Genomic DNA, 26,072 nt, shown 5'->3' with positions numbered 1-26,072 from the left:
GAGGCCTGAGGCGGGGCGGGGACGACGGCGTTTCAGGGACCTCCTCATGCGTTACCTCCCCCTCAGCGCCGACGATCGGGCCCAGATGCTCGACGTGATCGGCGCGAAGTCGATCGACGACCTGTTCGTCGACGTGCCGGCCGCGGCGCGTCGTTCGGGCACGGTCGACCTGCCGGCCCACGCCGGCGAACTGGAAGTCGAGCGCGAGCTCGCCGCCCTGGCCGCCAAGAACACCGCCGCGGGCTCCGTGCCGTTCTTCTGCGGCGCCGGCGCCTACAAGCACCACGTGCCGGCCACCGTGGATCACATCATCCAACGGTCGGAATTCCTGACCAGCTACACGCCCTACCAGCCGGAAATCGCGCAGGGCACGCTGCAGGTCCTGTTCGAGTTCCAGACCCAGGTCGCCAACCTGACCGGCATGGATGTGGCCAACGCCTCCATGTACGACGGCTCGACCGCCACCGGCGAAGCCGTGCTGATGGCCGCCCGCGTCACCCGCCGCAAGAAGGCGGTGCTGTCGCCGGGCCTGCACCCGCACTACGCCGGCACCACCGAGACCCTGGCGCACGCCGTGGGCATCGAGACCGTCACCTTGGGCGCCAAGGTCGACGCCGAGGCCGACGTGATCGCCGCCATCGACGCCGACACCGCCTGCGTGGTCGTCCAGACCCCGAACGTGTTCGGCACCGCCACCGACGTCACCAAGATCGCCGAAGCGGCCCACGCCGCCGGCGCCCTGGTGATCGTGGTCGTCACCGAGGTGATGTCGCTGGGCCTGCTGAAGGACCCGGGCTCCATGGGCGCCGACATCGTCGCGGCCGAGGGCCAGTCGATCGGCAACGCCCTGAACTTCGGCGGTCCCTACGTCGGCCTGTTCGCCGCCAAGGAGAAGCTGACCCGCCAGATGCCGGGCCGCCTCTGCGGCGAGACCGTCGACGCCGAAGGCCGCCGCGGCTTCGTGCTGACCCTGTCGACCCGCGAGCAGCACATCCGCCGCGACAAGGCGACCTCGAACATCTGCACCAACTCGGGCCTGTGCTCGCTGGCCTTCACCATCCACATGTCCCTCCTCGGCGAGAAGGGCCTGCGGCAGGTGGCGGCGATCAACCACGCCAACGCCCGCAAGCTGAAGGACGCCCTGTCCTCGGTGAAGGGCGTCGAGGTGCTGACCCCGCGCTTCTTCAACGAGTTCGCGGTTCGCTTGCCCAAGCCCGCCGCCGGCGTGGTCGAGGCCCTGGCGAAGAAGGGCGTGCTGGGCGGGGTTCCGTTCTCGCGCCTCGACCCGAAGGCGGGTCTGGACGACGTGCTGCTGGTCACGGCCACCGAGGTCACGACCGACGCCGACATCAACGAGTTCAAGTCGAAGCTGGCCGAGGTGCTGTCGTGAGCATGGTCAATGTCGGCCGCCCCACGCGGCCTGAAGGTTCCACCACCGAAACCCGCCCCGCCACCCTCACGGGCGGCCGCGGCCTGCTGCAGGACGAAGCGCTGATCTTCGAACTGGGCGGCTGGGACAAGACGGGCGTCGATCTGCCCGCCCCGGCGCTGGACGCCTCGGACCTGGGCGACCTGGTCCGCAAGGACCCGATCGGCCTGCCGGGCCTGTCGGAGCCGGAGGCCATGCGCCACTTCGTGCGCCTGAGCCAGAAGAACCACGCCATCGACCTGGCGCTGTATCCGCTGGGCTCGTGCACCATGAAGCACAACCCGCGCCTGAACGAGAAGATGGCCCGCCTGCCGGGCTTCTCGGACGTGCACCCGCTGCAGCCGCAGTCGACCGTGCAGGGCGCGATCGAGCTGATGGACCGCCTGGCCCACTGGCTGAAGACCCTGACCGGCATGCCGGCGGTGGCCCTGTCGCCGAAGGCCGGCGCCAACGGCGAGCTGTGCGGCCTGCTGGCCATCCACGCCGCCCACGACGCCAAGGGCGACACCGCCCGCCGCGTCGTGCTGGTCCCGACCTCGGCCCACGGCACCAACCCCGCCACCGCCGCCTTCGTGGGCTATTCGGTGCGCGAGATCGCCCAGACCGAGGACGGCCGCGTCGACCTGAAGGACCTGGAAGCCAAGCTGGGGCCGGACGTGGCCGCCATCATGGTGACCAACCCGAACACCTGCGGCCTGTTCGAGCGCGACATCATGGAGATCTCGCGCCTGGCCCACGCCGCGGGCGCGTACTTCTACTGCGACGGCGCCAACTTCAACGCCATCGTCGGCCGGGTGCGCCCGGGCGACCTGGGCGTCGACGCCATGCACATCAACCTGCACAAGACCTTCTCCACGCCGCACGGCGGGGGCGGGCCGGGCGCCGGTCCGGTGGTGCTGTCCGAGGCCCTGGCGCCCTTCGCGCCGGCGCCCTGGGTGGTGTCGGGCGCTGACGGCTACAAGCTGGTCGAGTTCGAGGAAGCCGAAGCTGCGGACGCCTTCGGGCGCATGTGCGCCTTCCACGGCCAGATGGGCATGTACGTCCGCGCGCTCAGCTACATGATGAGCCACGGTGCGGACGGCCTGAAGCAGGTGGCCGAGGACGCCGTCCTCAACGCCAACTACATCAAGGCCCGCCTGCAGGGCGTCATGAGCCCGGCCTTCCCGGAAGGCCCGTGCATGCACGAAGCCCTGTTCGACGACAGCTGGCTGGAAGGCACCGGGGTGACCACGCTCGACTTCGCCAAGGCGATGATCGACGAGGGCTTCCACCCCATGACCATGTACTTCCCGCTGGTCGTCCACGGCGCGATGCTGATCGAGCCGACCGAGACCGAGTCCAAGTTCGAGCTGGACCGCTTCTGCGACGCCCTGCTGGCGCTCGCCGGCGCGGCCAAGGGCGGCGACACCGAACGCTTCAAGGGCGCGCCGTTCTACGCCCCGCTGCGTCGCCTGGACGAGACCCGCGCGGCCCGCCAGCCGAAGCTGCGCTGGACATCCGAGCCGGGGGCCAACCTGGCCGCCGAGTAAGGCTTTCCGGCTCACGCCGGAACAGGGAAGGGGCCGCCGAAGGGCGGCCCCTTTTCAGTTTGCGCTCTGGTCAGCGGCGCGGGCGCGGCTCGTCCGGCGAGATCCGGTCCTCGCGCTGGCGGCGGCGGCGCTCGGCGTCGGTCTCCTCGCGACGCTCCAGGCCTTCCTCGGCCCGGAAGCTCGCCCGCTCGCGCAGGCCGAAGTCGTCCTCGACGTCGACCTCGGTGTGGCGGACGCTGTCGTCGATGTCCTCGCCGCGCATCTCGGCCTCCTTGCGAAGCACCAGTTCCTCGCGGACCCGGGCTTCCTTGCCGACGACGGCTTCCTCGCCCATTTCGCGCGCTTCGATCTCGCGTTCGCGGAAGAGCTCCTCGCCGGCCGGACGGTCGGCCGCGCGCCGTTCGAGACGCACGCGTTCCTCGCGCAGGTCGACGTGCTCGTGCACCGGCGTGGTGACGATGTAGGAGCGCACGCGCGCGTGGCCGCGCTCGACCTCCCGCTTGCCGACCACCAGCCGCTCCTCGACGATCGGAATGGCCCGCTCCTCGCCGGCCTTCAGCTCGTCACGGCCCTGCCAGCCGGCCTTCATCCACTCCTCGCGCCGCTGGTCGATGTCGACCGCCCGGGTGTCCTCCAGCGCCCGGATGGCGGTGTCCGCGCGGGTGTCGTCCACCTGGGCGCTGAGCAGGGCCCCGCCTCGGCGCAGGCCTTCCGCATAGGTCTGGCGGTCGGCCTCGGGCACGAAGAAGTCCTTCAGCGTCCCGAAGAAGCTGTTGTGATGGCTCGGGTCGCCGCGGGCCATGCTCTGGTCGGTGATGGTGATCTCTTCGACGCGCACGCCGACTGCGGCGAGGCGCGCCTTGGCCTCTTCGGCGTGCTGGCGCGTGTCGAAGAAGGCGGTGACGGTTCGGTTCATGGGGTACTCCTCAGCGCTTCCGGACGGCTCGTCCGGTTTTCCCCGTCGTTCGATCTCCGCTTCGGTCCGGCGCAGCGTCACCGGGGTGACCGTATGCTCGACGCTCCGGCGGCGGCGGATGCGGATCTCCTCTTTCAGGCGCAGCCGCTTCTCCACGACCACGACCTCTTCGACGACGGGCACGATGAGCACGTCGCCTTCCATGCGGACCTGCGGCGGCTGATCGACGTCGCGACCGACCGGCACCCGCTCGACCTCGACGTCCTCGCGCGCCAGATCCGCTTCTATGTTCACGTCACGCGTGCGCACGCGCGTGCGCACGCGCACCCGCCCGGTCTCCACCGTGCGTTTGGTCACCACCACGCGCTCCTCCACGAGAGGCAGGATCAGTTCGCCTGGATCGTCCTTGGCGGACATCGGGGCCGACCTTGCGTGCGGGTCACAGTAGTGGGGACATCTAAGCGAACACCTTGATTGTCGCGGGGTTCCTAGCGCCCCGGCGCCTTCCTGGCGCTGCGGGCTCGCGTTCGCGTGAGCGCCGGCCGGCGTTCCTTGGGAGGAACGCTGAAGGCGGAACCGGGCGTCTACCGGCGGGGTTCAGCGGCTTCCATCTCTAGGGAAAGCCGGCGTTTCCGTCGGTGTGACGGAGACTGAGCGATGCGTGCTCCAGGCGTTCGAACGACGGCGCGGCTCCAGGCGGCGGGAGCGGCGTCCTCGAAATCACCCGCCGCCGGCCACAATCCCGCCCGTGAAATCTTCGTAACTGGGCGGCGTGCTCCTTCCCTGGGAGCATGGCGTTCCACATATGCGGGGCGCCACCTCGCGGCCGCTCGGGCGTTCTGGGGGCCTGACCGACCTTCGGAGACGAGCTTGCTGCAGGCGATGACGTTTGGCCTCATCAGCGACAACGGCCGGGAGCGCGAGCGACACGACACGCTGGCGGAGGGCTTGCGCCGGCTGATGCGCTTCCTGGTCATGCTGCTGGGCGCGGGGATCATGGTGCTGGGCTTCGCCATCGCGCCGCTGCCCGGGCCCTTCGGCCTGCCGATCGCGGTGGTCGGCATGATGCTGATCCTGCGCAATTCGATCTGGGCCAAGCGCAAGTTCATCAAGCTCCAGCACGCCCGTCCGAACTGGGTCTATCCGATCCGCCGCCTGATGCGCCGCGAGCCGGAGGTCGCCCCGGTGATGTGGCAGCAGACCCTACGCACCGAGCGCCTGCTGTTGAACCGCGACGCGCGCTTCCTGGCCCGCACGCGCCGCAACGTGGTGCGCTGGAAGCGCCGCCGCCGGGGCGAGCGCACCCGCAGCTAAGCCTTTCGCCCGCCTGAAGAATCCTTAATCCAGCCGACCGGCCCCCGCGGTTCTACCGCGGGGGCTTTTGGCGTAGAGTCGGCGTCGCGCAGGTCGGGGGTCCTCAAACAGAGGCGACTTGCAATGAAAGGCGACATCGGCAAGGGCGTGGCGGCGGGGTTTGTCGCGACCCTGGCGCTCTCGGCCCTGATGATCCTCAAAGACCTGCTCGGCCTGTTCCCCAAGGTCGACCTGATAGCCCTGCTCAGCGGCTTCATCCATGCGCCGGCGGCGGTGGGGTGGGTCGTCCACCTGTTCATCGGCTCGGTGATCTGGGGCGGGCTGTTCGGCCTGCTGGCCCTCAAGATCCCCGGCGCGACGGCGATCACCAAGGGCGTTCTGTTCGCCGTGGCGCTATGGCTGGTGATGCAGCTGATCGTGCTGCCGCTGACCCCGGCCGGCTTCTTCGGGATCGGCTTCGGCTTCTGGGCGCCGGTGGTGAACCTGGCGCTGCACGTGGTCTACGGCGCGGTCCTGGGCTCGGTCTACGCCATGCTGAAGGGGCACTGGCATGCAAAGAGCCCCACGGACGACGCCCGCGGGGCTCTGAGGTACACGCACTACACGCACTAAGGCGTGAAAGGTATCAGGCGAGCTTGGAGGCGAGTTGCTCCACCGCGCCGTCGACCAGCGGGTCGGAGCGCTTGCCCTTCAGCCGTTTGGACAGCAGGGCCTCGGCCGCTTCGGCGGCCAGGTCGGCGGCCGCGGCCTTGACGTCGGCCGCCGCCTGCTGCTCGGCCAGAGCGATGCGACGCTCGGCCATTGCGGCGCGACGGGTCAGCTGCTCGTCCAGCTTGGCCTTGGCGTCGGCTTCCAGCCGCTTCGCCTCGACTTCGGCTTCAGCGAGCATGGCCTTGGCCTGGGCCTCGGCTTCGACGCGCTGGGCCTTCAGCGAGGTCAGCAGCTCCTGCGCTTCCTGTCGGATGCGCACGGCTTCGTCGAGTTCGGCCTGGATCGAGGCGGCCTTGCCGTCCAGCGCGCCCAGCAGCTTCTGGGGCACCTTCAGAAAGACCAGCAGGCCGAAGAACACCAGCAGGCCCACGCCCACCCAGAATTCGGCTTCGGAGAACAGTTCCATCGGATCGATCCCTCTTAGGCCGCGGCCTGGCCGAGCGCCGCGTCCACGTCCTCGCGGGCGGGGGCTTCGCCGGTCAGCTTCTCGGTGATCGCCGCGGCGGTGTCGCCGGCGATGGCGCGCACGTTCTTCATGGCCTTGTCGCGCGCCTTGCGGATGCGCGTCTCGGCTTCATCGAGGCGCGCGTTCAGCACGGCTTCCTCGGCGGCCTGGCGCTTGGCCGATTCGGCCGCGGCGCGGGCCTTGGCGTCGGCGGCGGTGCGCTGGGCGCGGCCGCGGGCCTCGGCCATTTCGGCCGCGGCGGCCTTGGCCTGGGCCTCCGCCTCGTCGCGGAGCGCGCGGGCGTTGGCGAGGTCTTCGGCGATCTTGGAGCCGCGGGCGTCGATGGCGCCGCGCATCTTCGGCACGAACAGCTTCGCCAGGGCGAAGTAGACGATCGCGAAGATCAGCAGCAGCCAGACGATCTGGCCGGCCCAGTGCTCGAACTGCAGCTGCGGCAGCCCGCCGCCGCCGTGGCCTTCGGCCTCGGCGTGACCGACGGTCTCGTGCACGTCTTGCGCCGCTTCCGGCGCGAGGGCTTCAGGCGCTGTGGCCATGGGGGACGAAGCTCCCTGGAAAAGCGACGAGGACGGCGCGGGGTCGCCGGAATGGCGCCCGCACCGTCCCCGACAAAGCGACTGCGCGGATTAACCGAACAGGATCAGGAAGGCGACGACGAGGGCGAAGATGCCCAGCGCTTCCGTCAGGGCCATGCCCAGGAACAGCATCGGGCGCTCGCCGGCGGCGGCCGACGGGTTGCGCAGGGCGCCGGCGAAGTAGTTGCCGAACATGACGCCCAGGCCGATGCCGGCGCCGATCATGCCCAGCATGGCCAGGCCCGCGCCGATGTACTTAGCGGCAGCAGCTTCCATCGATTTAACTCCCCTAGGATTTGCGATGGTGTGAGGTTTGGTCCGACCGTCAGTGCGAGTGCAGGTTGACGACGTCGTTGAGGTACACGCAGGCCAGCACCGCGAAGACGAAGGCCTGCAGGAAGGCGACCATGAACTCGAGGGCGGTCAGGGCGACCACCGAGCTCAGGGCCAGCGCCGCGCCCACCCAACCGGCCAGGCCCAGAGCGCCCAGCGAGATGATGAAGCCGGCGAAGATCTTCAGGACCACGTGGCCGCCCAGCATGTTTCCGAAAAGACGGAGGGCGAGGGTGACCGGACGGATCAGGAAGGAGAGGATTTCGATCGGGACGATCAGGAACAGCATGGGCCACGGCACGCCCGACGGGACGAACAGCTTGAAGAAGCCCAGACCGTTCTTGGCGATGCCGACGCCGACCACCGCCAGGATGGTCAGCAGGCCGAGCGTGGCGGTCACCGCCAGCTGCGAGGTCGCCGTGAAATAGAGGAACATGCCGACCATGTTCATGCCGAGGATCAGCAGGAACAGGCTGAACACGAACGGGAAGTACTTGCGGCCGTCGTGGCCGATGATCGATTCCGCCAGGTTGTCGATCAGGCCGAACAGGCCTTCGCCCACCACCTGCAGGCGGCCGGGGACGACCTGGGCGCGCATGGAGGCGGCCCCGAAAACGCCCAGCACGAGGACGGCGGCGATCATGGTCGCCAGGGTCGAGTTGGTGATCGACAGATCGATCGGCATGCCCGCGACGTTCACGGTCGGCAGTTCCACGATCTTCTGGATCTGGAACTGGTGCATCGGATCGGCCATGGCCGACGACCCTCTCTGTTAAAGCACGGGCGCGCCGAACTCAGCGCGCCGCGTCGTCCTCGTCCTCGTCGTCGAAGGGGACCGACGGAGCGATCCCGTGTTCCTGTGTCGCCTTGGCGCTGAGCCGGCTCGCCGTTTTCACGACGAGATAGACGCCGACCCCGGTGCCCAGCAGCGTCCCGGCGACCATCCCCCAGGGGGCGGCGCCGGTGTACCGGTCAACGAGCCAGCCAAGGCCCAGGCCGCACAAGAGGCCGCCGATGAGCTCGGCCACCATCTGGTAACCGACGCTCGTCACGTCCTCGCCGTAGCGCTTCGGCTTGCGCTGGGTCCGCGCTTCAAGCGTCTCGAGGCGCTCCCCGAGTTGCTTGAGCGCTTCCTCGTCAGAAGGGCGCTTCGGCATGGCGACAACAGAAAACCGGCCGTTCCGCCGGGTGGCGAAGCGGCCGTCTTCGAACGCGGCGGAACCTATAGGGGGCGCCCTTCTACGTCAAGGCGCGGTTGCGCTGCGGTAACGTGATGATTTGACGGGGAAAATCGCGCCCGCGACGTGTTGTCCAGCGCCGCCGCCGACTCGGACCGGAGCAGCGCAGGAGCTTTACTGCGCCGCGACCATCTCCTCGGCGGTGCTCAGGTCGACGGAGACCAGCTGGGAGACGCCGCGCTCGGCCATGGTGACGCCGAACAGGCGGTCCATGCGGGCCATGGTCACCGGATTGTGGGTGATGGCCACGAAGCGGGTGTTGGTGCGCGCGCGCATCTCCGCCAGCATGCGGCAGAAGCGGTCGACGTTGGCGTCGTCCAGCGGCGCGTCGACTTCGTCCAGCACGCAGATCGGGGCCGGGTTGGCCAGGAACACGCCGAAGATCAGGGCCGCGGCGGTCAGGGCCTGCTCGCCGCCCGACATCAGGCTCATGGTCGCCAGCCGCTTGCCGGGCGGGCAGGCGTAGATCTCCAGGCCGGCCTCCAGGGGATCTTCCGACTCGACCAGGCGCAGCTCCGCCTGACCGCCGCCGAACAGGGCCTGGAAGAGGGTCTGGAAGTGGCCGTTGATGACCTCGAAGGCGGCCAGCAGGCGCTCGCGGCCTTCGGCGTTCAGTTCGTCGATGCCGTCGCGCAGCTTGGCGATCGCCTGGGTCAGGTCGGTGCGCTCCGAGCGCATGGAGTTCAGGCGCTGCTGGTACTCGTTGGCCTCTTCCTCGGCCCGCAGGTTGACCGCGCCCAGCGCCTCGCGCTCGCGCTCCAGCCCGTAGAGCAGGGACTCCGCGCCCGCAGCGTCGGCCGGTTGGGCGATGGCCTCTTCCTTGAGCTTCTGGCCCAGCTCTTCGGGCGACATGTGCACGGTCTCGCGCACGTGGGCCTCGACCTCGGTCAGGCGGACGCCGGCGGCTTCGTCGCGGGCCTCGGCCCCTGCGCGCTTTTCGCGGGCCTCGGAGGCGGCGCTGTCCGCCGCGCGGCCGGCCCGGTCGGCGGCCTGGGCGGCGGCTTCAGCTTGCGACAGTTCGTCGGCGGACGCCCGACGGCGGGTCTCGGCCGTGGAGAAGGAGTCGAGCAGCTTCTCGCGCTTTTCGACGAAGGCCTCGGGCGCGGCCTCGGCGATCTTGAGGTGGTCGGCGGCGCGCTGGCGGTCGTCGGCCAGGGCCTCGACCCGCACGCCGGCGCCCTGCGAACGCTTGGTCCAGTCGGCGTGGTCGCGGGTGAGGGCGGCCAGGCGCTGCTCGCGGCCGGCCTTCTCGCGACCCTCGGCCTCGAAGGCGGCGCGGGCGGCGGCGGCGGCGGCGCGGGCCGAATGGGTCCGCTCGCGGGCGGCGCCCAGCTCGGCGCGCAGCGCGTCGAGGTCCGTCCCGGCCCCGCCCTCGGCCCGGGCGGTCTCGGCGGCCTTGCGGGCCTCGGCCAGGTCGGCCTCAAGGCGGGCGACGGTCTCGTCCAGGGCCTGGGCGCGAGCCTCCTTACGGGCCTGCTCGCGCGACAGCCGGTCGACCAGGTCGCGTTCGGTGGCCACCGCGCGCTCGGCCTCGGGCGGGCGCTTGCGGGCGTCGCGCAGGGCGTCCTCGGCGGCGCGCACACGCTCGGCGGCGTCCTTCAGGGCCTTCTGCGCGGCGTCGGCGGCCGGCTTGAGGCTGTCGATTTCCTCCTCGACCTCGGAGAGGCGGGTGCGCTGGGCCAGCCGCACGGCGGCCGGCTTGGGGGCGTCGGCGCGGGCGACGAAGCCGTCCCAGCGCCACAGGTCGCCTTCCTTCGAGACCAGGCGGGCGCCCACCGGCAGCGACTTGGCCAGGGCCAGGCCGTCGGCGCGGGCGACCACGCCGACCCAGGCCAGGCGGGCGGCCAGCTGGGCGGGGGCGGCGACCTGCGGGGCCAGCGGTTCCACGCCGGCGGGCCAGGCGGGGGCGGCCGCGTCGGCCCCGGCCCAGTGGGCGGGGGCCTTGGCGTCCAGCGCGGCGTCCAGGTCTTCGCCGAGCGCGGCGGCCAGCGCCGCCTCGTAGCCTTTCGCGGCCTTCACGGCGTCGAGCGCCGGCGGGAATTCGCGGCGCGAGCCGGTCAAGAGCTGCGCCAGGCCGCGGGCCTCGGTCTGCAGCCGGCCCAGCCGGTCTTCCTGGGCGCGGGCGTTCTGGCGCGCGTCGGCCTCGGCCTTGATCGTCTCGGCGCGGGCGGTTTCGGCGGCTTCGACGGCGGCGCGGCCGGCCTGCAGGGCCTCGACGGCGGCGGCGAGGCGGGCGCGGGCCTGTTCGATCTGCGGATCTTCCAGCGGGCCCAGGGCGGCGCGCTCGCCTTGGGCGGCGCGCAACGCCTGCTCGGCCCGGGCCAGGCGGGCATCGGCGTCGCGCAGGCGGGCGGCCTCGGCGTTCGCGCGGGCCTCCTCGGCGGCGAGCCGCGTGGCGAGTTGCTCGACCTGGGCCTCGATCTCGTTGCGAGCGGTGGAGGCGGCGCGCCAGGCGGCCTCCAGCTCCGGGCCGCGCTCGGGGGCGGCGGCGATCTCCGCCTCCAAGGCGACGATCTCGGCGTTCAGTCGGTCGAGCTGGCCCTTGGCGTCCTCGACGAGCCGGCCTTCGCGCTCGGCGTCGGCGTCGATGCGCGCGACCTCCGCCTTCAGCCGCTCCACTTCGGCGCGGGCCTGCTTCTCCTCGAGCTGCAGCCGATCCTTCTCGATGGTCAGGCGGTGCAGGACGGCCGCGGCGACGGCGTCCTCCTCACGCAGGGGCTTCAGCGCCTCCTGCGCCTTCAGCGCCTCGGCGGTGGCGACGGCGGCGGCGCGGGCGGTCTCCTCCACCGCGCGCTCGATCTCGCGCAGCTCGGACTTGGCCTTCTGGGCCGCGTCCTTCGCCTCGCTCCAGCGGGCGTAGAGCACCGCGCTCTGCAGGGCGCGGATCTCGGCCGAGATTTTCTTATAGCGCTCGGCCTGGCGGGCCTCGCGCTTCAGCCGGTTCAGCGCCGAGTCCAGTTCGCGGCCGATATCCTCCAGGCGCGACAGGTTGGTCTCGGCCGCCTTCAGGCGCAGCTCCGCCTCGTGGCGGCGGGTGTGCAGGCCCGACACCCCGCCGGCCTCCTCGAGGATGCGGCGGCGGTTCTGCGGCTTGGCGGCGATCAGTTCGGAAATCTGGCCCTGGCGGACCAGGGCCGGCGAGTTGGCGCCGGTCGAGGCGTCGGCGAACAAGAGCTGCACGTCGCGGGCGCGCACCTCCTTGCCGTTCACCCGGTAGGTCGAGCCGGCCCCGCGGTCGATGCGGCGCACCACCTCCAGCACCGGCGCGTCGGTGAAGGGCTGGGGCGCGCGACGCAGGCTGTTGTCGATCGAGAGCGAGACTTCGGCGTGGTTGCGCGAGGGCCGCCCGCCGGACCCGGCGAAGATCACGTCGTCCATGCCGGCGCCGCGCATGGCCTTGGCGCTGTTGGCGCCCATCACCCAGCGCAGGGCCTCGAGCAGGTTCGACTTGCCGCAGCCGTTCGGCCCGACGATCCCGGTCAGGCCGGGCTCGATGCGGAATTCCGTGGCGTCGACGAAGGACTTGAACCCGCTGAGGCGAAGGCGCTGGAAGTGCACGGCGCGCGCCTACTTCTTCGGCTTCTTCGCCTTGGCGGTCAGCAGCGGCTGGATCGCCTGGTCGAGCTCTTCGAGGGTCGGCGGGGCGTCCAGCTTGCGTCCGTTGACGATGAAGGTGGGCGTGCTGTTCACGCCGTACTCGGCGGCGTTGGCCTCGACCCGCGCCTTGGAAGCGTCGAGCGCGGCCTTGTCCATCAGGCACAGCTGCAAGCCGACCGGGTCCAGGCCCGACGCGTTGCGCAGCCAGCGGTCGCTGCCCCCTCTCAGCTGCAGCAGCGCCTGGCTGCGAAGCAGGGCGTCGACCACCTGGAAGTACTTGGCGTCGCCGGCGCAGCGCGCGGCCATGAAGCCGGCGGTGGCCGCTTCGAACGGCGGGGTCGGCAGTTCGCGCAGGACGTAGCGGACCTGGCCGGTGTCGACGTACTTGGCCTTGAAGGCGTCGAACACCGTCTCCTGCCAGTGGGCGCAGTGGCTGCAGGTGACCGAGGCGTACTCGATCACCGTCACCTTGGCCTTGGGGTCGCCCAGGCTCATGTCGCCCTCGGCCGCCGAGGCCGCGCCCGGCAGGGCGAGCGCGAAAGCGGCGGCGAGCAGGAGACGGCGCGTCGGGCTCATTTCAGCAGCGGCTGAATGGCGGCGTCGAGCTGCTCCATGCTCTGCTCGCCTTCGAACTTCTTGCCGTTGATGAAGAAAGTCGGCGTGGCTTCGACGCCCGCCTTCAGGCCGGCTTCGGCGCGGGCGTTGAAGGCCTTCAGGGCGGCTTCGTCCGACACGCACTTGTCGAACTGGGCTTCGGTCATGCCGGCCGACTGGGCCACGCGCAGCAGGGTGCCGCGCATGTCGCCGGACTCGAACATTTCCTGCTGGCTGCGCATCAGCGCGTCGACCACCTGGAAGTACTTGTCGTCGCCGGCGCAGCGGGCGACCAGGAAGCCGGCGGCGGCCACTTCCATCGGCGGGGTCGGGAACTCGCGGAAGGTGTAGTGGACCTTGCCGGTGTCGACGTACTTCTTCTTGAAGGTCGGGAAGACCTCCTGGTTCCAGCGGCCGCAGTGGGTGCAGGTGACCGAGGCGTATTCGATCACCTTCACCTTGGCGTTGGGATCGCCGAGGCTCATGTCGCCTTCGGCCTTCTTGGCGCCCTTGTCGCCGCAGGCGGCGAGGCTGAGCGCGGCGACGGCCGTGGCGGCGAGGATCAGGGTGCGGCGGGCGATGGCGCGCATGTCGAGGCGTCTCCCAGTCGAATTACGAGTTAAGCGCGATTCCCCTACGGCGCCGCGCCCACGTCTTGTTTGTCCATAGTCGAGAACAGGGGCGGCGAAGTTTTGTCAACGCCGCTCGGGATCGTTGCGCAGGACGCCGCGCCCCAAACGCAGCAGCGCGTCCTTCATCGGGCCTTCCGGAGCGTTGTCCAGCGAGGCGGAAAGCTCGGCCTCCGCGGCGGCGTCCAGCGGGACGGAGCGGCGCTTGCGGCCGCCCGCCGCGGGCGGCAGGGGTTGGGCTTTCACCGGGCCCTGGACGATGCGCAGCCGTCCGACCGCGCCGGCCCCCAGATAGAGGTTCACCCGCTCCAGGATTTCGCCGGTCTGGTGCTGGATCAGGGCGGCCGCCGGGCCGGCCACGCGAATCTCCAGCGCGCCGGGGGCACCGGCGCGGCCCTTGGTCAGCTTCACCGGCTCGGTCTGGCGCGAGAGGCGCTCGCCGACGATCTCGCGCCAGCGGGCCTGCAGGACGCCCGGCCCTTGGCCGAACTTCTCGTCCATCGTCTTGATGAACTTGGCCAGCGACCGGCCGGCCGTGCGCGGCGGCTTGCGGGCCGGGCGGGTCCGCTTCTGCGCCAGAATGCGCAGGGTCTCTTCGGGCGTGGGCAGGCGACGAGGCATCGGTCGACCCTAACCCATCGCCGGGCGCGGGCGAAGGCGGCGAAGCGCGCTTTGCGTGCGCGTCACGGAGGCGGCTATGGGAGGGGCATGAACCCCGCCGCGCTCCGGTCCGCCCTGCTGTCCTGGTACGACGCCCACGCGCGCGCCTTGCCCTGGCGCGTCGGCCCGGCCGAGCACGCCAGCGGGATGCGCGCCGATCCTTACCGGGTGTGGCTGTCGGAGGTGATGCTGCAGCAGACCACCGTGCCGCACGCCGCCCCGTACTTCCTGGAGTTCACCCGCCGCTGGCCGACCGTGACGGACCTGGCCCGGGCGGCCGACCCCGAGGTCATGGCCGCCTGGGCGGGGCTCGGCTACTACGCCCGCGCCCGTAACCTGTTGGCCTGCGCGCGCGCCGTGGCGTTCGAGCACGGCGGCGTGTTCCCGGACACCGAGGCGGGGCTGGCGGCTCTGCCGGGCGTCGGGCCGTACACCGCCGCGGCGGTGGCGGCCATCGCCTTCGACCGGCCGGCCAACGTGGTCGACGGCAACGTCGAGCGGGTCATGGCCCGGCTGTTCGCGGTGGAGCCCCCGCTGCCCTCCGCCAAGCCCGAGCTGAAGCGGCTTGCCGGCGGCCTGGTCGGCGACGAGCGGCCGGGCGACTGGGCCCAGGCCCTAATGGATCTGGGCGCGACCGTGTGCCGGCCCAAGGCGCCGCTGTGCGACCGCTGCCCGGTGGCCGAGCCTTGCGCCGCGCGCGCCGGCGGGGCGGCCGAGACCTACCCGCGCCGCGAGGCCAAGGCCGCGCGACCGCGACGGTACGGCGTCGCCTGGGTGGTCACGCGCGGGGAGGAGGTCGCCCTGGTGCGCCGGCCGCCCAAGGGCTTGCTGGGCGGCATGCTGGGCCTGCCGACCACCGACTGGCGGGACGCGCCTTGGAGCGAGGCCGACGCGCGCGCCGCCTCGCCGGTGGGCGCGCCGTGCGCCGCGGCGGGCGAGATCGAGCACGTCTTCACCCACTTCGCCCTGACCTTGCAGGTGCGCCGGGCCGAGGCCGAGGCGCTGGAGACGGCGGAGTGGACGCGACGCGAAGGGCTGGCGGCCTTGCCCAGCGTCTTCCTGAAGGCGGTCAGGCGAGCGTCATGATCCGCTCGGCCGCCCAGGGCGCGAGGTAGGCGGCGAAGGTCAGCCACGCGATCGAGATCGCGACGTGGATGCCCAGCGCATAGAGGCCGGCCCTGAGCGCGTCGAAGCAGGCGACCACGGTCAGCAGGAAGTCGGCGGCGACGTAGACCGCTCCGAAGCGGCTCCAGTCGTCCTCCAGCATGCCGTAGACGACCGCCGTGCCGGCCGCGGCCAGCACGATCACGCCGCGGCAGACCAGGGCCAGCCGCAGCGGCGCGGCCAGGGGGTGGGGGACGGACCGGGCGGGCGTAGGGGGCGACGGCCTCGCCGGTCGGCGCAAGCCGAGCGACATGTTCAAAGCAACTGCGCCACGAAGAACAGCCCGCAGCCCCAGCTGACCGCCAGGGCCAGGTGAAGGGTCTGGGCGCGCGGCCCCAGGGGCGAGAGCAGGGGGCGCAGGGCCAGGGTCAGGAGGAGGTCGGCGGTGATGTAACCGCCCAGCCAGTCGTCCTGCCCGATCAGGGCGGACAGCGCCAGGCCGGGCAGCAAGGCGCCGATCATGATCAGGGCGCGCCAGGCGGCGACCTGCCAGAGGACGCCCACCTGCTCGAGGGGCTTCATCGCGGCCTCCCGGCTCCGACCGTCGTCAGGGTGACGGTCGGAGGTTCAAACCTCGGGTCGCGGCGACGGTTCCGTTTCGAAAAACCCTCAGTTCATGCCGGCGCGGATCTTGGCGCGCAGCACGTCGATCGGGGCCAGGCCGCGGTCGCTGCGGAAGTGCCAGTAGGTCCAGCCGTTGCAGGCCGGGGCCTGCTGCACCATGGCGCCGACCTTGTGGATCGAGCCGCTCATCTCGCCGTGCACCAGGCTGCCGTCGGCCCGCACGCGCGCCTCCCGCTCGCCCTTGGGGCAGAACAGGCGGTCGCCCGGCCGCAGCAGGCCGGCCTCGATGATGGTGCCGAACGGCACGCGCGGCTCGGCCCGCTTGGAGCCGACCACTTCCAGGTCCTCGGGGCTGACCGGCTGGACCTTCTCGATCCGCTCGCGGGCCAGCTTGGCGTAGGTTTCGTCGCGCTCGATGCCGATCCAGCGACGGCCCAGGCGGCGCGCCGCGGCGCCGGTGGTGCCGGTGCCGAAGAACGGGTCCAGCACCACGTCGCCGGGCTTGGTCGAGGCCAGCAGCACGCGGTGCAGCAGGGCCTCCGGCTTCTGGGTCGGGTGCGCCTTGACGCCGTTGTCGTCCTTCAGCCGCTCGTCGCCCGTGCACAGCGGCAGGGTCCAGTCCGAGCGCATCTGGGTGTCGTCGTTGAACACCTTCAGCGCGTCGTAGTTGAAGGTGTAGCGCTTCTGGTTGCGCGACTTGGTGGCCCAGATCAGGGTTTCGTGCGCGTTGGTGAAGCGGGTGCCCTTGAAGTTCGGCATGGGGTTGGACTTGCGCCACACCACGTCGTTCAGCACCCAGAAGCCCAGGTCCTGGACGGCCACGCCCAGGCGGAAGACGTTGTGATAGCTGCCGATCACCCAGATGGCGCCGTCGTCCTTCAGCACGCGGCGGCATTCCCGTAGCCAGTCGCGGCAGAATCGGTCGTATTCTTCGAAGCTGGCGAAGCGGTCCCAGTCGTCGTCCACGGCGTCGACCTTCGAGTTGTCGGGCCGCAGCAGTTCGCCGCCGAGCTGCAGGTTGTAGGGCGGATCGGCGAACACCAGGTCGACAGAGCGATCGGGGAGGCTCCTCAGCACCTCGATGCAATCGCCGGTCAAAACAACGTCGGTCTGGATCATCGGTCCGCTCACGATTCCGAATCTCCACCCATGCGTCCGGTTGGTGAAAACGCCGTTACCAAGCGTGGTTAACGGGGCCGCGCCGACCTAGGAACGTCAAGGGGAAACCCACGTTACGTCAACAGTGACTGGCGTGTGTGGAGTACCCGTGATGGCCGTTTCCATTCGTCCGGCCGCATGCAACGACAACGATCGCATTCGCAGCGTCCCGCGCGCCCAGGCTCGAGCCCGGGCGATCCCCCAAGACGACTACGTCGAACTGTCCGACACCGCGGTGGCCATGATCGGCACGGTGTTCTGGGCCTTCGTCGGCATGCTCGCCGGCGCCTGGCTCCACCTCTAGAGCGCGATAGCCGAAAGTGGTCGCCGGTTTCGGCTATCGCGCTCCGACTCTAGTCGACGACCTCGTCCTCGAAATCGAACAGCTCGCCCGCCAGGGCCGCCTTCACCGGCGCCCAGGCCATCCGATGGATCGGGGACGGCCCCAGCCGGCGCAGGCCGTCGCTGTGGATTTTGGCGTTGTAGCCCTTGTTCGAGGCGAAGCCGTAGCCGGGGTAGAGGCTGTCGGCCTCGACCATCAGCCGGTCGCGGGCGGTCTTGGCCAGGATCGAGGCCGCGGCGATCGACAGCGACAGCGCGTCCCCCCCGATCACAGGGCGCACTTCGCACGGCAGCGGGAAGCGGTAGTTGCCGTCGACCAGGGCGACCACGGGCGTGACGCTCAGGGCCTCGACCGCCCGGCGCATGGCCAGGCCGGTGGCGTGCAGGATGTTCAGTTCTGCGATCTCTTCGACGGTGGCGAAGGCCACTGCCCACGCCAGCGCCCTGGCCTTGATCTCGCCTTCCATCGCCTCGCGCTGCTTGGCGTTCAGCTTCTTGGAGTCGTCGATCCCCTCTGGCCCGCCGTCGGCCGGCAGGATCACCGCGGCGGCGCAGACCGGGCCCGCCCAGGGACCGCGGCCGGCCTCGTCGACACCGCAGACGACGCCCTCGCACAGGGCCTCGAGCGTCAGGTTCGGGCCGAGGCGCGGGGCCGGGCGGCGAGGGGACTTGCCGGGGGACTTAGGCGACTTCATCGAGCCCGGCCATACGACGGACGTCGGCGTGACGGAAGCAGGTCGTCAGGTGGTCGTTGACCAGGCCGGTCGCCTGCATCCACGCGTAAACGATCACCGGGCCCACGAAATTGAAGCCTTTCGCCCGCAGCGCCTTGGATACGTCGACCGAAAGCGGGGTTTGGGCCGGCACCTGGGACATGGCGTCCCAGGCGTTCTGAAGCGGTCGTCCGTCGACGAAGGACCACACCCAAGGGCCGAACTCCTGGCCCTTCTCGCGCATGTCGAGAAACACCCGCGCGCCGTTGATGGCGGCCTCGATCTTGGCCCGCGATCGGATGATGCCGGCGTCGCCCAGCAGGCGCTGGATGTCGTCCTCGCCGTAGCGGGCGACGACCTCGGGATCGAAGTCGGCGAAGGCGCGGCGGAAGGCGTCGCGCTTCTTCAGGATGGTGATCCACGACAGCCCGGCCTGGAAACCGTCCAGCACCAGCTTCTCCCACAGGGCGCGGGAGTCGTGCTCGGGCACGCCCCATTCCTCGTCGTGGTAGGCGCAGTAGAGCGGGTCGTCCTTCGGCCAGGGACAGCGGCAGAGAGCGGTCATGACGCCACGCTTACCCGGAGTCGGGTTCGGCGAGAACCTAGCGTGAACATTCGGGGATTGAGTTTCAAGCGTCGCCGAACAAAGATCGCCCGGCCGGCGCGGCTCCCGTGAAGCGGGCCCCGGCGGTTTGGTCGGGGATCCCATGTTCGAGAGCTTGCTTCTGGCCCTGTTGGCCCCGGCCGCCGCGACGCCGGCCTTCACGCCCACGCCGGACTGTCCGCGCCAGGAGGTCTGTCGTTTCGTGCCGGCGTTCTCGGTTCGCGACCACGGCCGGGAGGTGACCGTGAAGGCGGACGTCTGGGGATCGTACGTGGGGCGCGAGGGCCTGCTGAGCCTGTTCCCCGGCGACATCGTCCTGGTTCGCCTGGAGGCCGACGCCGCCGGCCGGCTCACGCCGGTGTTCGTCCGCGCCGACAAGCCCGACGCCGACGCGCCGACGCGGGAGGCGGACGCGGCGGAGCAGGTCGCTCAGGCCGGCGACGCGGCGCTGGAGGGCGCCGTCGGCTTCTCCACGCGGGGGCGCGAGGTCGAACCCGACCTGCTGCGGTTCAGCTTCAAGCAAATGCCCGGCAAGGACGACATGCTGCTGGTCGTGGAGAACGGCTACGGTCGCCGGCTGGACTATCGGGCGTTGATGACCACGACCGAGGGGCGCGCGCATGTGACCAGCGTCTGCGAGGTGCCCGCCGGCCTGCTCTCCTTCGAGCACTGGCCGCACGCGATCGTCACCCTCGAGCTCACCGATTTCCGGCTCGTTCCCGCGGAGCCGGGATTCCATCCGAACGAACTGCCCTGCGACTGACGCAGGGCGGAGGCCTCACGCCTGGAGCTGGAACCGGGTCGAACCGACCACGATGGAGTCGCGGCTGTCGATCCGCACGCCGACGATGCGGCGCGTGACGAAGTCGTAGGTCACCAAGGTCTGGTCGCCGGCGGTGGCCATCGGCAGCACCACCGAAGACGGCGCGCCGGTCTCCGAGATGGTCTCGTAAAGCTCTTCGCCGTTCCAGGTGAACTCCAGCACCACGGCGGCCTTCTCGAACCGGAAGGTCAGGTGCGTGCGGATCTGGTCGGTCCCGAAAGGGGTCGGCCGCGAGGTGGGACGGCCCAGGCCCTGGAACGCCCCTGACGCCTGGCGCCAGGCGGCGAAGTCGGCCAGCCAGCCCTTGATGAAGAAGCCCAGGTCGCCGAGCAGCGGCTTCAGGGCTTCCGCGTCTTCGCGGGCGATCGCCTCGGCCAGGCGCAGGGTGCGCGCGTTGGCGGCGGCGAGACGCTTCTCCAGTTCGGGGTCGCCCCCGACCAGGGCGTCGGCGGCCGGCTGGCCGGTGGCGATCACGGTGAGGTGCTGATCGCTAGGATCCAGGCGCTTGAACTCGATCACGCCGTCGCCGGCGACCCAGCGGCCGGCGAGCCGGCGCTCGACGTCGCGGCGGACCGCGGTGACTTCGGGCGGCGCGTCGACCGGGACGTCCTCGCGGTAGCGCACGACGTCGCGGACGATCCCGCTCTTGTAGGTGGCCACGCCGGCGCCGGAGTCGTCGTAGGCTTCACGCGTGGCGATCACGAAGGCCCAGCGCCGCGTCGACGGATACCAGCGCAGTTCGCTGTGGTAGCCGGGGTTGTCGCCGCCGTGGAAGACGAAGGGCGGGCTGGTCTCGGGCTTGGCGGAATACCAGCCGTAGCCGTAGCCCTCGACGCCGCCCATGCCGGTCGGCGGCGAGTGCGGCGCGAACATCTGGGCCAGGCTGTCGGGACGCACGATGGCGCCGGCCTCCAGCGCGGTGACGTAGCGCTCCAGGTCGACAGCGGTCGAGACGATGTTGCCCGCGCCTTCGTACCAGCCCGGGTTTTGCTCCTCGCGGAAGCTGGCCAGCGCCTTCCACTCGTTGCAGCCGCGCGCGATCGTGGCGCGTGTGCGGTAGTCCTGGGCGAAGCCGGAATTGGCCATGCCGGCCGGGGTGAAGATTTCCTCGTCCACGACGGTGCGGAAGCTGCGCTTGGACGCGACCTCGACCACGGCGGCCAGCAGGCGGAAGCCTTCGTTGGAGTAGGTGAAGCGTTCGCCGGGCGCGGCGCCGAGCTTCGAGCCCAGGATCTGCGCCGTCGCGTCCTCGCGGGTCAGCGGTTCCTTGCCGCGCAGGACCTGCCGTTCCAGGCCGGAGCTGTGCGATAGCAGTTGGGCCAGCGTAATCGCCGCCTTGTCCTCAGGCGCGTCAGGGAAGAACCGGCGCAGTGGATCGTCCAGGGCGACCACGCCTTCCTCGACCAGGCGCATGACGGCGGCGGCGGTGAAGGTCTTGGTGATCGAGGCGATGTTGAATGGCGTGTAGCGGGAGAAGCGGACGCCCAGGCCCTTGTCGGCCCAGCCCAGCTCGCGGTGGAACGCCGTGCGGCCGTTCTCCACGGCGAACAGGGCGCCGGAGAAGCCGAAGGTCTGCAGGCGGTCCAGATAGGCGTCGATCCCGGCCGGCCGGTCCTCGCGCGGCTTGCGCGCGGCGAGCGCGTCGAGCGGCCGGGCCATCGCGGCCAGGCCCGCCGCGCCGGCGATGAGGCCGCGACGATCGATGCGCATGTGACTCCCCCCCCGAAACTCGCGAGGAGCTTAACCGCAAGAACGTTGTAATTAAAGGGGTTCCACGTCGGCGAACCAGGCTGGCCGCTCGATCCGGACCGGGCGGCCGTCGACCGTCAGATCGACGCCGTCGATCCGGTCCAGCCGCACCAGGGCCATGGCCCGGCCGTCGCGGCCCGACAGCACCTCGCCGGCGCGCAAGCTCCCGGCCAGCACCTCCGCCCCGAAGGCGGGGGCGGGGCCGTCGAAGGCTATCGGCAGCATGCGGTTCTTGATCTGGCCGCGCCGCTTCATGCGCGAGGTGGTCTCCTGGCCGACGAAGCAGCCCTTCTTGAAGTCGACGCCGTGCAGCAGGTCGAAGTTGGCCTCGATCGGGAAGGTCTTGTCGGCCAGGCAGTCGCGCGCCGGATCGGGCACGCCGAGGGCGAGGCGATGCGCCTCGTAGGCGTCTTCGGAGACGGTCGGCTCCGCCGCGCCGTAGCCGCGAAGACCAAGCTCCGGGAGGCGCGGGTCGGCGGCCCAGAAAGCGGCGCCCTCCGGCGCGGGCTGGCCCCAGAGCGCGAACACCGTCCGGTCGTCTTCGGCGATCTCGGCCTTGGCGCGCAGCTTGTACATGGTCAGCCGCCGGGCCAGGTCGGTGCGGCGGTCGGCCTGGACGTCCAGCAGCAGGGCGTCGGGCTCGGCGATCACGAACAGGTCGAACAGGAACTTGCCCTGCGGGGTCAAAAAGGCGGCGAAGCGGGCCTCGCCCGGGGGCAGGCTTTCGACGTCGTTGGTCAGCAGACCCTGAAGGAAACTGGCCCGATCGGGGCCGGTCACGCGCAGCAGGGCGCGGCTGTCGAGGCGGGCGAGCGAGGCGGTCATGCGTCGCCATTTAGTCCTCTGCGCGTCAAGCCGCTATAACCGCGCTGATGGCGGGACGTTTTCCGATTCTCTACGTGACCGAGGCGCGGGTCGAAGACTCGATCCTGTCGTCTGGCGTGCTCAAACGCCTGCACGACGAGATCCCCAACGCGGCCTTCACTGTGGTCGGCGGGCCCGAGACGGCGCCGCTCTACCGCGACGTGCCCGGGCTTGAGGCGCTGCACGTGGTGCAGGGCGACAGCCGCGGCGACTGGCTGAAGCTGTGGGCGTCCTTACGCCTGCGCCGCTGGGGCCTGGTGGTCGACCTGCGCGGCTCCAGGCTGTCGGACTGGCTGAGCCGCAAGAAGCGCGCGGTGCGCGCGCCGCTCGATCCGGAAGCCGGTCCGATGCACAAGGTGCTGCAGGCCGCCCGCGTGCTGCAACTGGACGACGATCCGCCCGCGCCCTTCCTGTTCACCGGCGGCAAGACCGAGGCCGCCGCCGACGCCCTGATCAAGCGCGACGGGCCGATCCTGGCCATCGGGCCGGGCGCGGACTGGGTCGGCAAGACCTGGCCGGCCGAACGCTTCACCAAGGTGGCCACCGCGCTGCTGGGCGCCGACGGTCCGATGCCGGACGGCCGGCTGATGATCGTGGGGGCCGAGGCCGACCGCGACGCCGCCCACACCATCCGCTTCGCCGTCCAGCGCGACCGGGTGATCGAGACGCAAGGCAAGCTCGACCTGCTGCAGACCTGCGCGGCCCTGAAGCGGGCGCGGCTCTACGTCGGCAACGACTCGCTGTGGACCCACCTGGCGGCGGCCGCCGGCGTGCCGACCCTGGCCGCCTTCGGTCCGTCCGACGAGACCATAGAAGGGCCGTGGGGCGCGGACGCGCGAACGATCCGCGGGCCGAAGCGGTTGCAGGAGTTCCGGGCGATCGACCCGGGCCTGAACCAGGCCATCAATCACATGTACGACCTGAGGGCGGATCCGGTGGTCGACGCGGCGGTTACGCTGCACGCCCAGACGGAGAGTGAAGTTGCAGAAGCCGTTTGATCTGATCGTCCGTGGCGGCGAGGTGGTGAACCATGCCGGCCGCGGGATCGCCGACGTCGGCGTGCGCGACGGCAAGATCGCCTTCGTGGGCGACCTGGGCCAGGCCTCGGCCGGCGAGACGATCGACGCCGCCGGCCTGACCGTCCTGCCCGGCGTGATCGACACCCAGGTGCACTTCCGCGAGCCCGGGCTCGAGTGGAAGGAAGACCTGGAGACCGGCTCGCGCGCCGCCGTGCTGGGCGGGGTGACCACGGTGTTCGAAATGCCGAACACCGAGCCCAACACCACCGACGCCGACACCCTGGCCGACAAGCTGGCCCGGGCGAAGGGGCGGATGCACACCGACCACGCCTTCTACATGGGCGGCACCCACGAGAACGCCGCCTATCTGGGCGAGCTGGAGCGCCTGCCGGGCTGCTGCGGGGTGAAGGTGTTCATGGGCGCCTCGACCGGCACCCTGCTGGTGCAGGACGACGCCGGCGTGGCCGACGTGCTGAAGCACGTGAACCGCCGCGCCACTTTCCACTCCGAGGACGAGTACCGCCTGGCCGAGCGCCGATCGCTGGCCCGCACCGGCGACTGGACCAGCCACCCGGAGGTGCGCGACGCGCGCGCCGCCATGCAGTCGACCGAGCGGCTGGTGCGCATCGCCCGCGAGCTGGGCAAGCGCATCCACGTGCTGCACGTCACCACGGCCGAGGAGATCGAGTTCCTGGCCGCGCACAAGGATCTCGCCACTGTCGAGGTCACGCCCCAGCACCTGACCCTGACCGCGCCCGAAGCCTACGAGCGGCTGAAGGCCCTCGCCCAGATGAACCCCCCGATCCGCAGCGCCGAGCATCAGGCCGGCCTGTGGCGGGGCGTCCAGCAGGGCGTGGCCGACGTGCTGGGCTCCGACCACGCCCCGCATACGCTGGAAGAGAAGGCGCGGCCCTATCCGGCCTCGCCGTCGGGCATGCCGGGCGTCCAGACCCTGCTGCCGGTCATGCTGACCCACGTGGCGGCCGGCCGGCTGACCCTGGAGCGGCTGATCGACCTGACCTCGGCCGGGGCGCAGCGGGTGTTCAACATCGCCGGCAAGGGCCGCATGGCCGAGGGCTGGGACGCCGACCTGACCATCGTCGACCTGAAGGCGAAGCGCACCCTGCGCCACGCCGACATGGCCACCCGGAGCGGCTGGACCCCGTTCGACGGCATGGAGGTCACCGGCTGGCCGACCGCCACCATCGTGCGCGGCCGCGCGGTCATGCGCGACGACGAGGTGATCGCCCCGCACCTGGGCGAGCCGGTGCGCTTCCAGGAGACGCTGTAAAGCGCGCGCGGCCCTCTCCTCCTCTGTGGAGCGCAGCGGAACGGGGAGGGCGGTGGAGGGGGCGAGCCGGCGCACGACGGCCGGCCCCCAATTCACTGATATCAGGCTGAGAAGGGAGCGACCGCGGTTCTCACACGCCGCTGGCGCCCCGACTAGGCAAAGAAAAAGGCCCGCCGGATCGCTCCGGCGGGCCTCTTTCGTTTCAGCCTGAGGCGTCGGTCAGACGTTCTCGGGCAGGGCGCACTTGTCGCCGCCGCGCGAGGCCGACTGCTGGCAGCTCAGCACCTGCTTCGGCTGGGCCCGCTCGACCGGCAGGTCGACGATGTAGCCCTTCTTCTCGCCGCCGCCGCAGGCGACTTCGAGCACTTCGCCGTCGCCCACGGACGGGCCGAGCACCTGGTAGTTGACCACGGTGCAGGACTTGCCGCCGGCGGTCATGGCCGAGGTCAGGGCGTTCATGATCGAGGCGCGCGGGGTCAGCTGGCACTTCAGCGCACGGCTCTCGGCGCGCAGGCAGTCGATGGCCGACGCCTTGCCCGAGGCCGGGAAGAAGCCGACCAGGCCCATCGGCTTGCCGGCGCAGACGAACTCGACGACTTCGCGCTGGGTGTTGCCTTCGCGACCGATGAAGCGGAACTGCTCGACGTTGCAGTTGACGCCGGCGGCGGTCAGCTGCTTGGCGTATTCCGCGCCCTTGGAGGACTGGATCGCCGAGACGTCGGTCAGCTTGCAGCCGCCGCCGATGCCGGAGGCCTCGATGCAGTCGATCGGCTTGCCGATCTTGCCGGTCGCGTCGGTCTCGAACACGAAGCCCGAGGCGCCGGTGCAGGCGACTTCATAGTAGTTGGTGCCGCGCGAGGTGGCGCCCAGCAGGCGGGCGTCGGCCACCTGGCAGGGACGGCCGGTCTTGGCCGCCAGCGCGCCGATGTGAGCGACGATCGCCGACTTCGGCGTGAACTTGCACTGATAGCCGCCGGCCGAGGCCACCAGGCAGTCGGTGGTCTTCACCTGGCCCGCGCCCTTCGGCAGGTCGACGATGTAGCCGATGCCCTCGGAGCAGCCGACTTCGAAGCGGTTATTGCCGGTCGAGGCGCTGAAGCCGATCCAGGTCGCGTCGGTGACGGTGCAGCGGGCGCCGGCCTTCTGGGCGATCGACTGGAGCCGCGCCTTCGGGTCGGCGTTGGCCGGCATGGTGCAGACCAGGCCGGGCTTCTGACCCTTGGCGACGGCGTCGTCGGCCGAAGCCTTGGCGGCCAGACATTCGATGGCGTCCGCCGACTTGTCCGGCTTGGACAGCAGCACGTAGCCCGGGCCGTCCTGGCACGAGATTTCGTAGGTCTGGACGTTGACCGAGCCGGACTTGCCCGCACCGGTGAAGCGGGCGTCGGCGATGGTGCAGGCGACGCCGGCGGCCTGGGCCACGGCCGGCGCTTCAGCCATGCCGCGCTCGGTGGCCTTCTTGTCGTCGATCTTGCCCTGGCGGTTGCTTTCGTTGCCAGTTTCCTCGCGGGTGACTTCGCGCCCGCTGGTGCGCGCGCCGATCGAGCGGTCGTCGCGCGACTTGTCGGCTTCCGCGTAGGCGGCCGAGACGGCCAGGCCGAGCGACGCGACGGCGGCGAGGGTTAGGCCCAGACGCCTCATAGGTGTTCCTCCCGAGAACAATACCACTTGGACCCCATCGCCGCGTCCGCCGGACGGGTCAAGGTCTTTCTCTTCGCGCGCGCGGAGGGGGATAATCGGCCTTTGACGGGGGGACGGTTTCGGACCAGATTGCGGGCCGTACCGTTTTCAAA

At 70.8% G+C, this 26,072-nt stretch carries 27 protein-coding genes; 9 read left to right on the top strand and 18 right to left on the bottom strand.

Annotation, left to right across the window (positions count from 1 at the left end; genetic code table 11):
- The first annotated feature begins 46 nt into the window (after positions 1–46).
- Positions 47–1,390, top strand: coding sequence for an aminomethyl-transferring glycine dehydrogenase subunit GcvPA (gcvPA, locus tag H8B08_RS11145; RefSeq protein ID WP_187450272.1), 1,344 nt, complete (start codon positions 47–49; stop codon positions 1,388–1,390).
- Positions 1,387–2,958, top strand: coding sequence for an aminomethyl-transferring glycine dehydrogenase subunit GcvPB (gene gcvPB, locus H8B08_RS11140; protein ID WP_187450271.1), 1,572 nt, complete (start codon positions 1,387–1,389; stop codon positions 2,956–2,958). Before gcvPA ends, gcvPB begins: the two co-directional genes overlap by 4 nt.
- Positions 2,959–3,028: 70 nt before the next feature.
- Here the strand turns inward: gcvPB and H8B08_RS11135 are convergent, their stop codons facing one another.
- Complete coding sequence (locus H8B08_RS11135; protein ID WP_187450270.1) at positions 3,029–4,291, bottom strand: DUF2382 domain-containing protein; 1,263 nt, start codon at positions 4,289–4,291, stop codon at positions 3,029–3,031.
- A gap of 453 nt (positions 4,292–4,744) precedes the next feature.
- On the opposite strand from H8B08_RS11135, the gene H8B08_RS11130 reads away from it, so the two are divergent.
- Together H8B08_RS11130 and H8B08_RS11125 are read left to right on the top strand one after the other, a co-directional pair.
- Complete coding sequence (locus tag H8B08_RS11130) at positions 4,745–5,188, top strand: hypothetical protein (protein ID WP_255500782.1); 444 nt, start codon at positions 4,745–4,747, stop codon at positions 5,186–5,188.
- 123 nt (positions 5,189–5,311) lie between these two features.
- Positions 5,312–5,800, top strand: coding sequence for a DUF6789 family protein (locus tag H8B08_RS11125; RefSeq protein WP_187450269.1), 489 nt, complete (start codon positions 5,312–5,314; stop codon positions 5,798–5,800).
- Between the two features lie 13 nt (positions 5,801–5,813).
- Here H8B08_RS11125 and H8B08_RS11120 read toward each other — a convergent pair whose 3' ends face one another.
- The 9 genes from H8B08_RS11120 to H8B08_RS11080 form a co-directional block, all read right to left on the bottom strand.
- A complete protein-coding gene (locus H8B08_RS11120; protein ID WP_187450268.1) occupies positions 5,814–6,305 on the bottom strand; it encodes a F0F1 ATP synthase subunit B in 492 nt (163 codons plus the stop codon).
- Between the two features lie 14 nt (positions 6,306–6,319).
- Positions 6,320–6,898 carry a hypothetical protein gene (locus H8B08_RS11115; protein WP_187450267.1) on the bottom strand — a complete coding sequence of 193 codons (579 nt, stop codon included), beginning with the start codon at positions 6,896–6,898 and terminating at the stop codon, positions 6,320–6,322.
- A gap of 90 nt (positions 6,899–6,988) precedes the next feature.
- The gene (locus H8B08_RS11110; protein WP_163261252.1) at positions 6,989–7,213 is read right to left on the bottom strand and encodes a F0F1 ATP synthase subunit C; all 225 of its coding nucleotides are present in this window, start codon (positions 7,211–7,213) and stop codon (positions 6,989–6,991) included.
- Positions 7,214–7,262: 49 nt separating this feature from the next.
- Positions 7,263–8,024: a F0F1 ATP synthase subunit A gene (locus H8B08_RS11105; protein WP_187450266.1), complete on the bottom strand. Its 762-nt coding sequence runs from the start codon at positions 8,022–8,024 to the stop codon at positions 7,263–7,265.
- A 40-nt stretch (positions 8,025–8,064) separates the two neighbouring features.
- Positions 8,065–8,427 carry an AtpZ/AtpI family protein gene (locus H8B08_RS11100; RefSeq protein ID WP_187450265.1) on the bottom strand — a complete coding sequence of 121 codons (363 nt, stop codon included), beginning with the start codon at positions 8,425–8,427 and terminating at the stop codon, positions 8,065–8,067.
- Positions 8,428–8,622: 195 nt separating this feature from the next.
- The gene (gene smc / locus H8B08_RS11095; protein WP_187450264.1) at positions 8,623–12,066 is read right to left on the bottom strand and encodes a chromosome segregation protein SMC; all 3,444 of its coding nucleotides are present in this window, start codon (positions 12,064–12,066) and stop codon (positions 8,623–8,625) included.
- Positions 12,067–12,075: 9 nt separating this feature from the next.
- Positions 12,076–12,681 (bottom strand): DsbA family protein, encoded by a 606-nt coding sequence (locus H8B08_RS11090; RefSeq protein ID WP_187450263.1) that lies wholly within the window; start codon positions 12,679–12,681, stop codon positions 12,076–12,078.
- Positions 12,678–13,289 carry a DsbA family protein gene (locus H8B08_RS11085; RefSeq protein WP_187450262.1) on the bottom strand — a complete coding sequence of 204 codons (612 nt, stop codon included), beginning with the start codon at positions 13,287–13,289 and terminating at the stop codon, positions 12,678–12,680. Before H8B08_RS11085 ends, H8B08_RS11090 begins: the two co-directional genes overlap by 4 nt.
- Positions 13,290–13,394: 105 nt before the next feature.
- Positions 13,395–13,949 carry a DUF721 domain-containing protein gene (locus tag H8B08_RS11080; RefSeq protein ID WP_187450261.1) on the bottom strand — a complete coding sequence of 185 codons (555 nt, stop codon included), beginning with the start codon at positions 13,947–13,949 and terminating at the stop codon, positions 13,395–13,397.
- Positions 13,950–14,036: 87 nt separating this feature from the next.
- On the opposite strand from H8B08_RS11080, the gene mutY reads away from it, so the two are divergent.
- Positions 14,037–15,074, top strand: coding sequence for an A/G-specific adenine glycosylase (gene mutY, locus H8B08_RS11075; protein ID WP_187450260.1), 1,038 nt, complete (start codon positions 14,037–14,039; stop codon positions 15,072–15,074).
- Here mutY and H8B08_RS11070 read toward each other — a convergent pair.
- From H8B08_RS11070 to H8B08_RS11060, 3 genes are all read right to left on the bottom strand, one after another.
- Positions 15,058–15,405 carry a hypothetical protein gene (locus tag H8B08_RS11070; RefSeq protein ID WP_187450259.1) on the bottom strand — a complete coding sequence of 116 codons (348 nt, stop codon included), beginning with the start codon at positions 15,403–15,405 and terminating at the stop codon, positions 15,058–15,060. The genes mutY and H8B08_RS11070 overlap by 17 nt on opposite strands.
- A gap of 2 nt (positions 15,406–15,407) precedes the next feature.
- The gene (locus H8B08_RS11065) at positions 15,408–15,674 is read right to left on the bottom strand and encodes a hypothetical protein (protein WP_187450258.1); all 267 of its coding nucleotides are present in this window, start codon (positions 15,672–15,674) and stop codon (positions 15,408–15,410) included.
- 87 nt (positions 15,675–15,761) lie between these two features.
- Positions 15,762–16,835 (bottom strand): site-specific DNA-methyltransferase, encoded by a 1,074-nt coding sequence (locus H8B08_RS11060; protein ID WP_187450257.1) that lies wholly within the window; start codon positions 16,833–16,835, stop codon positions 15,762–15,764.
- A 151-nt stretch (positions 16,836–16,986) separates the two neighbouring features.
- On the opposite strand from H8B08_RS11060, the gene H8B08_RS11055 reads away from it, so the two are divergent.
- Positions 16,987–17,178 carry a hypothetical protein gene (locus H8B08_RS11055; protein ID WP_163261315.1) on the top strand — a complete coding sequence of 64 codons (192 nt, stop codon included), beginning with the start codon at positions 16,987–16,989 and terminating at the stop codon, positions 17,176–17,178.
- Between the two features lie 49 nt (positions 17,179–17,227).
- Here the strand turns inward: H8B08_RS11055 and H8B08_RS11050 are convergent, their stop codons facing one another.
- Together H8B08_RS11050 and H8B08_RS11045 are read right to left on the bottom strand one after the other, a co-directional pair.
- Positions 17,228–17,911 (bottom strand): ribonuclease HII, encoded by a 684-nt coding sequence (locus tag H8B08_RS11050; protein WP_187450256.1) that lies wholly within the window; start codon positions 17,909–17,911, stop codon positions 17,228–17,230.
- Positions 17,898–18,494, bottom strand: a complete 597-nt coding sequence (locus tag H8B08_RS11045) for a DNA-3-methyladenine glycosylase I (RefSeq protein WP_187450255.1) — start codon at positions 18,492–18,494, stop codon at positions 17,898–17,900. Before H8B08_RS11045 ends, H8B08_RS11050 begins: the two co-directional genes overlap by 14 nt.
- Positions 18,495–18,636: 142 nt before the next feature.
- Here H8B08_RS11045 and H8B08_RS11040 point away from each other — a divergent pair, with 142 nt between their 5' ends.
- Positions 18,637–19,296, top strand: a complete 660-nt coding sequence (locus tag H8B08_RS11040; RefSeq protein ID WP_187450254.1) for a hypothetical protein — start codon at positions 18,637–18,639, stop codon at positions 19,294–19,296.
- Between the two features lie 15 nt (positions 19,297–19,311).
- On the opposite strand, the gene H8B08_RS11035 is transcribed toward H8B08_RS11040, so the two are convergent.
- Together H8B08_RS11035 and H8B08_RS11030 are read right to left on the bottom strand one after the other, a co-directional pair.
- Entirely contained in the window at positions 19,312–21,066 is a 1,755-nt protein-coding gene (locus H8B08_RS11035; RefSeq protein ID WP_187450253.1) for a serine hydrolase, read from the bottom strand.
- A 51-nt stretch (positions 21,067–21,117) separates the two neighbouring features.
- Positions 21,118–21,930, bottom strand: coding sequence for a folate-binding protein YgfZ (locus tag H8B08_RS11030; protein ID WP_187450252.1), 813 nt, complete (start codon positions 21,928–21,930; stop codon positions 21,118–21,120).
- Positions 21,931–21,977: 47 nt separating this feature from the next.
- Between H8B08_RS11030 and H8B08_RS11025 the strand changes: the two genes are divergently transcribed.
- Entirely contained in the window at positions 21,978–22,967 is a 990-nt protein-coding gene (locus H8B08_RS11025; RefSeq protein ID WP_187450251.1) for a glycosyltransferase family 9 protein, read from the top strand.
- Positions 22,951–24,279 (top strand): dihydroorotase, encoded by a 1,329-nt coding sequence (locus H8B08_RS11020; protein WP_187450250.1) that lies wholly within the window; start codon positions 22,951–22,953, stop codon positions 24,277–24,279. The genes H8B08_RS11025 and H8B08_RS11020 overlap by 17 nt, the downstream gene beginning before the upstream one ends.
- Before the next feature lie 219 nt (positions 24,280–24,498).
- Here the strand turns inward: H8B08_RS11020 and H8B08_RS11015 are convergent, their stop codons facing one another.
- On the bottom strand, positions 24,499–25,920 hold the full coding sequence (locus H8B08_RS11015) for a hypothetical protein (protein WP_187450249.1): 1,422 nt from the start codon (positions 25,918–25,920) through the stop codon (positions 24,499–24,501).
- Positions 25,921–26,072: the final 152 nt, after the last annotated feature.

Source organism: Caulobacter sp. 17J80-11 (assembly GCF_014349105.1).
Taxonomy (GTDB): domain Bacteria; phylum Pseudomonadota; class Alphaproteobacteria; order Caulobacterales; family Caulobacteraceae; genus 17J80-11.
The sequence above is the reverse complement of the archived record's forward strand: the minus strand, read 5'-3'. Positions and strand labels throughout refer to the sequence as shown.

Excerpts from the sequence above, each read along its gene's own strand:
- gcvPA (WP_187450272.1), top strand. The coding sequence starts at position 47 with ATGCGTTACCTCCCCCTCAGCGCCGACGATCGGGCCCAGATGCTCGAC.
- H8B08_RS11135 (WP_187450270.1), bottom strand. The coding sequence starts at position 4,291 with ATGTCCGCCAAGGACGATCCAGGCGAACTGATCCTGCCTCTCGTGGAG.
- H8B08_RS11125 (WP_187450269.1), top strand. The coding sequence starts at position 5,312 with ATGAAAGGCGACATCGGCAAGGGCGTGGCGGCGGGGTTTGTCGCGACC.
- H8B08_RS11120 (WP_187450268.1), bottom strand. The coding sequence starts at position 6,305 with ATGGAACTGTTCTCCGAAGCCGAATTCTGGGTGGGCGTGGGCCTGCTG.
- H8B08_RS11115 (WP_187450267.1), bottom strand. The coding sequence starts at position 6,898 with ATGGCCACAGCGCCTGAAGCCCTCGCGCCGGAAGCGGCGCAAGACGTG.
- H8B08_RS11110 (WP_163261252.1), bottom strand. The coding sequence starts at position 7,213 with ATGGAAGCTGCTGCCGCTAAGTACATCGGCGCGGGCCTGGCCATGCTG.
- H8B08_RS11105 (WP_187450266.1), bottom strand. The coding sequence starts at position 8,024 with ATGGCCGATCCGATGCACCAGTTCCAGATCCAGAAGATCGTGGAACTG.
- H8B08_RS11100 (WP_187450265.1), bottom strand. The coding sequence starts at position 8,427 with ATGCCGAAGCGCCCTTCTGACGAGGAAGCGCTCAAGCAACTCGGGGAG.
- H8B08_RS11090 (WP_187450263.1), bottom strand. The coding sequence starts at position 12,681 with ATGAGCCCGACGCGCCGTCTCCTGCTCGCCGCCGCTTTCGCGCTCGCC.
- H8B08_RS11085 (WP_187450262.1), bottom strand. The coding sequence starts at position 13,289 with ATGCGCGCCATCGCCCGCCGCACCCTGATCCTCGCCGCCACGGCCGTC.
- H8B08_RS11080 (WP_187450261.1), bottom strand. The coding sequence starts at position 13,949 with ATGCCTCGTCGCCTGCCCACGCCCGAAGAGACCCTGCGCATTCTGGCG.
- mutY (WP_187450260.1), top strand. The coding sequence starts at position 14,037 with ATGAACCCCGCCGCGCTCCGGTCCGCCCTGCTGTCCTGGTACGACGCC.
- H8B08_RS11070 (WP_187450259.1), bottom strand. The coding sequence starts at position 15,405 with ATGTCGCTCGGCTTGCGCCGACCGGCGAGGCCGTCGCCCCCTACGCCC.
- H8B08_RS11065 (WP_187450258.1), bottom strand. The coding sequence starts at position 15,674 with ATGAAGCCCCTCGAGCAGGTGGGCGTCCTCTGGCAGGTCGCCGCCTGG.
- H8B08_RS11060 (WP_187450257.1), bottom strand. The coding sequence starts at position 16,835 with ATGATCCAGACCGACGTTGTTTTGACCGGCGATTGCATCGAGGTGCTG.
- H8B08_RS11055 (WP_163261315.1), top strand. The coding sequence starts at position 16,987 with ATGGCCGTTTCCATTCGTCCGGCCGCATGCAACGACAACGATCGCATT.
- H8B08_RS11050 (WP_187450256.1), bottom strand. The coding sequence starts at position 17,911 with ATGAAGTCGCCTAAGTCCCCCGGCAAGTCCCCTCGCCGCCCGGCCCCG.
- H8B08_RS11045 (WP_187450255.1), bottom strand. The coding sequence starts at position 18,494 with ATGACCGCTCTCTGCCGCTGTCCCTGGCCGAAGGACGACCCGCTCTAC.
- H8B08_RS11040 (WP_187450254.1), top strand. The coding sequence starts at position 18,637 with ATGTTCGAGAGCTTGCTTCTGGCCCTGTTGGCCCCGGCCGCCGCGACG.
- H8B08_RS11035 (WP_187450253.1), bottom strand. The coding sequence starts at position 21,066 with ATGCGCATCGATCGTCGCGGCCTCATCGCCGGCGCGGCGGGCCTGGCC.
- H8B08_RS11030 (WP_187450252.1), bottom strand. The coding sequence starts at position 21,930 with ATGACCGCCTCGCTCGCCCGCCTCGACAGCCGCGCCCTGCTGCGCGTG.
- H8B08_RS11025 (WP_187450251.1), top strand. The coding sequence starts at position 21,978 with ATGGCGGGACGTTTTCCGATTCTCTACGTGACCGAGGCGCGGGTCGAA.
- H8B08_RS11015 (WP_187450249.1), bottom strand. The coding sequence starts at position 25,920 with ATGAGGCGTCTGGGCCTAACCCTCGCCGCCGTCGCGTCGCTCGGCCTG.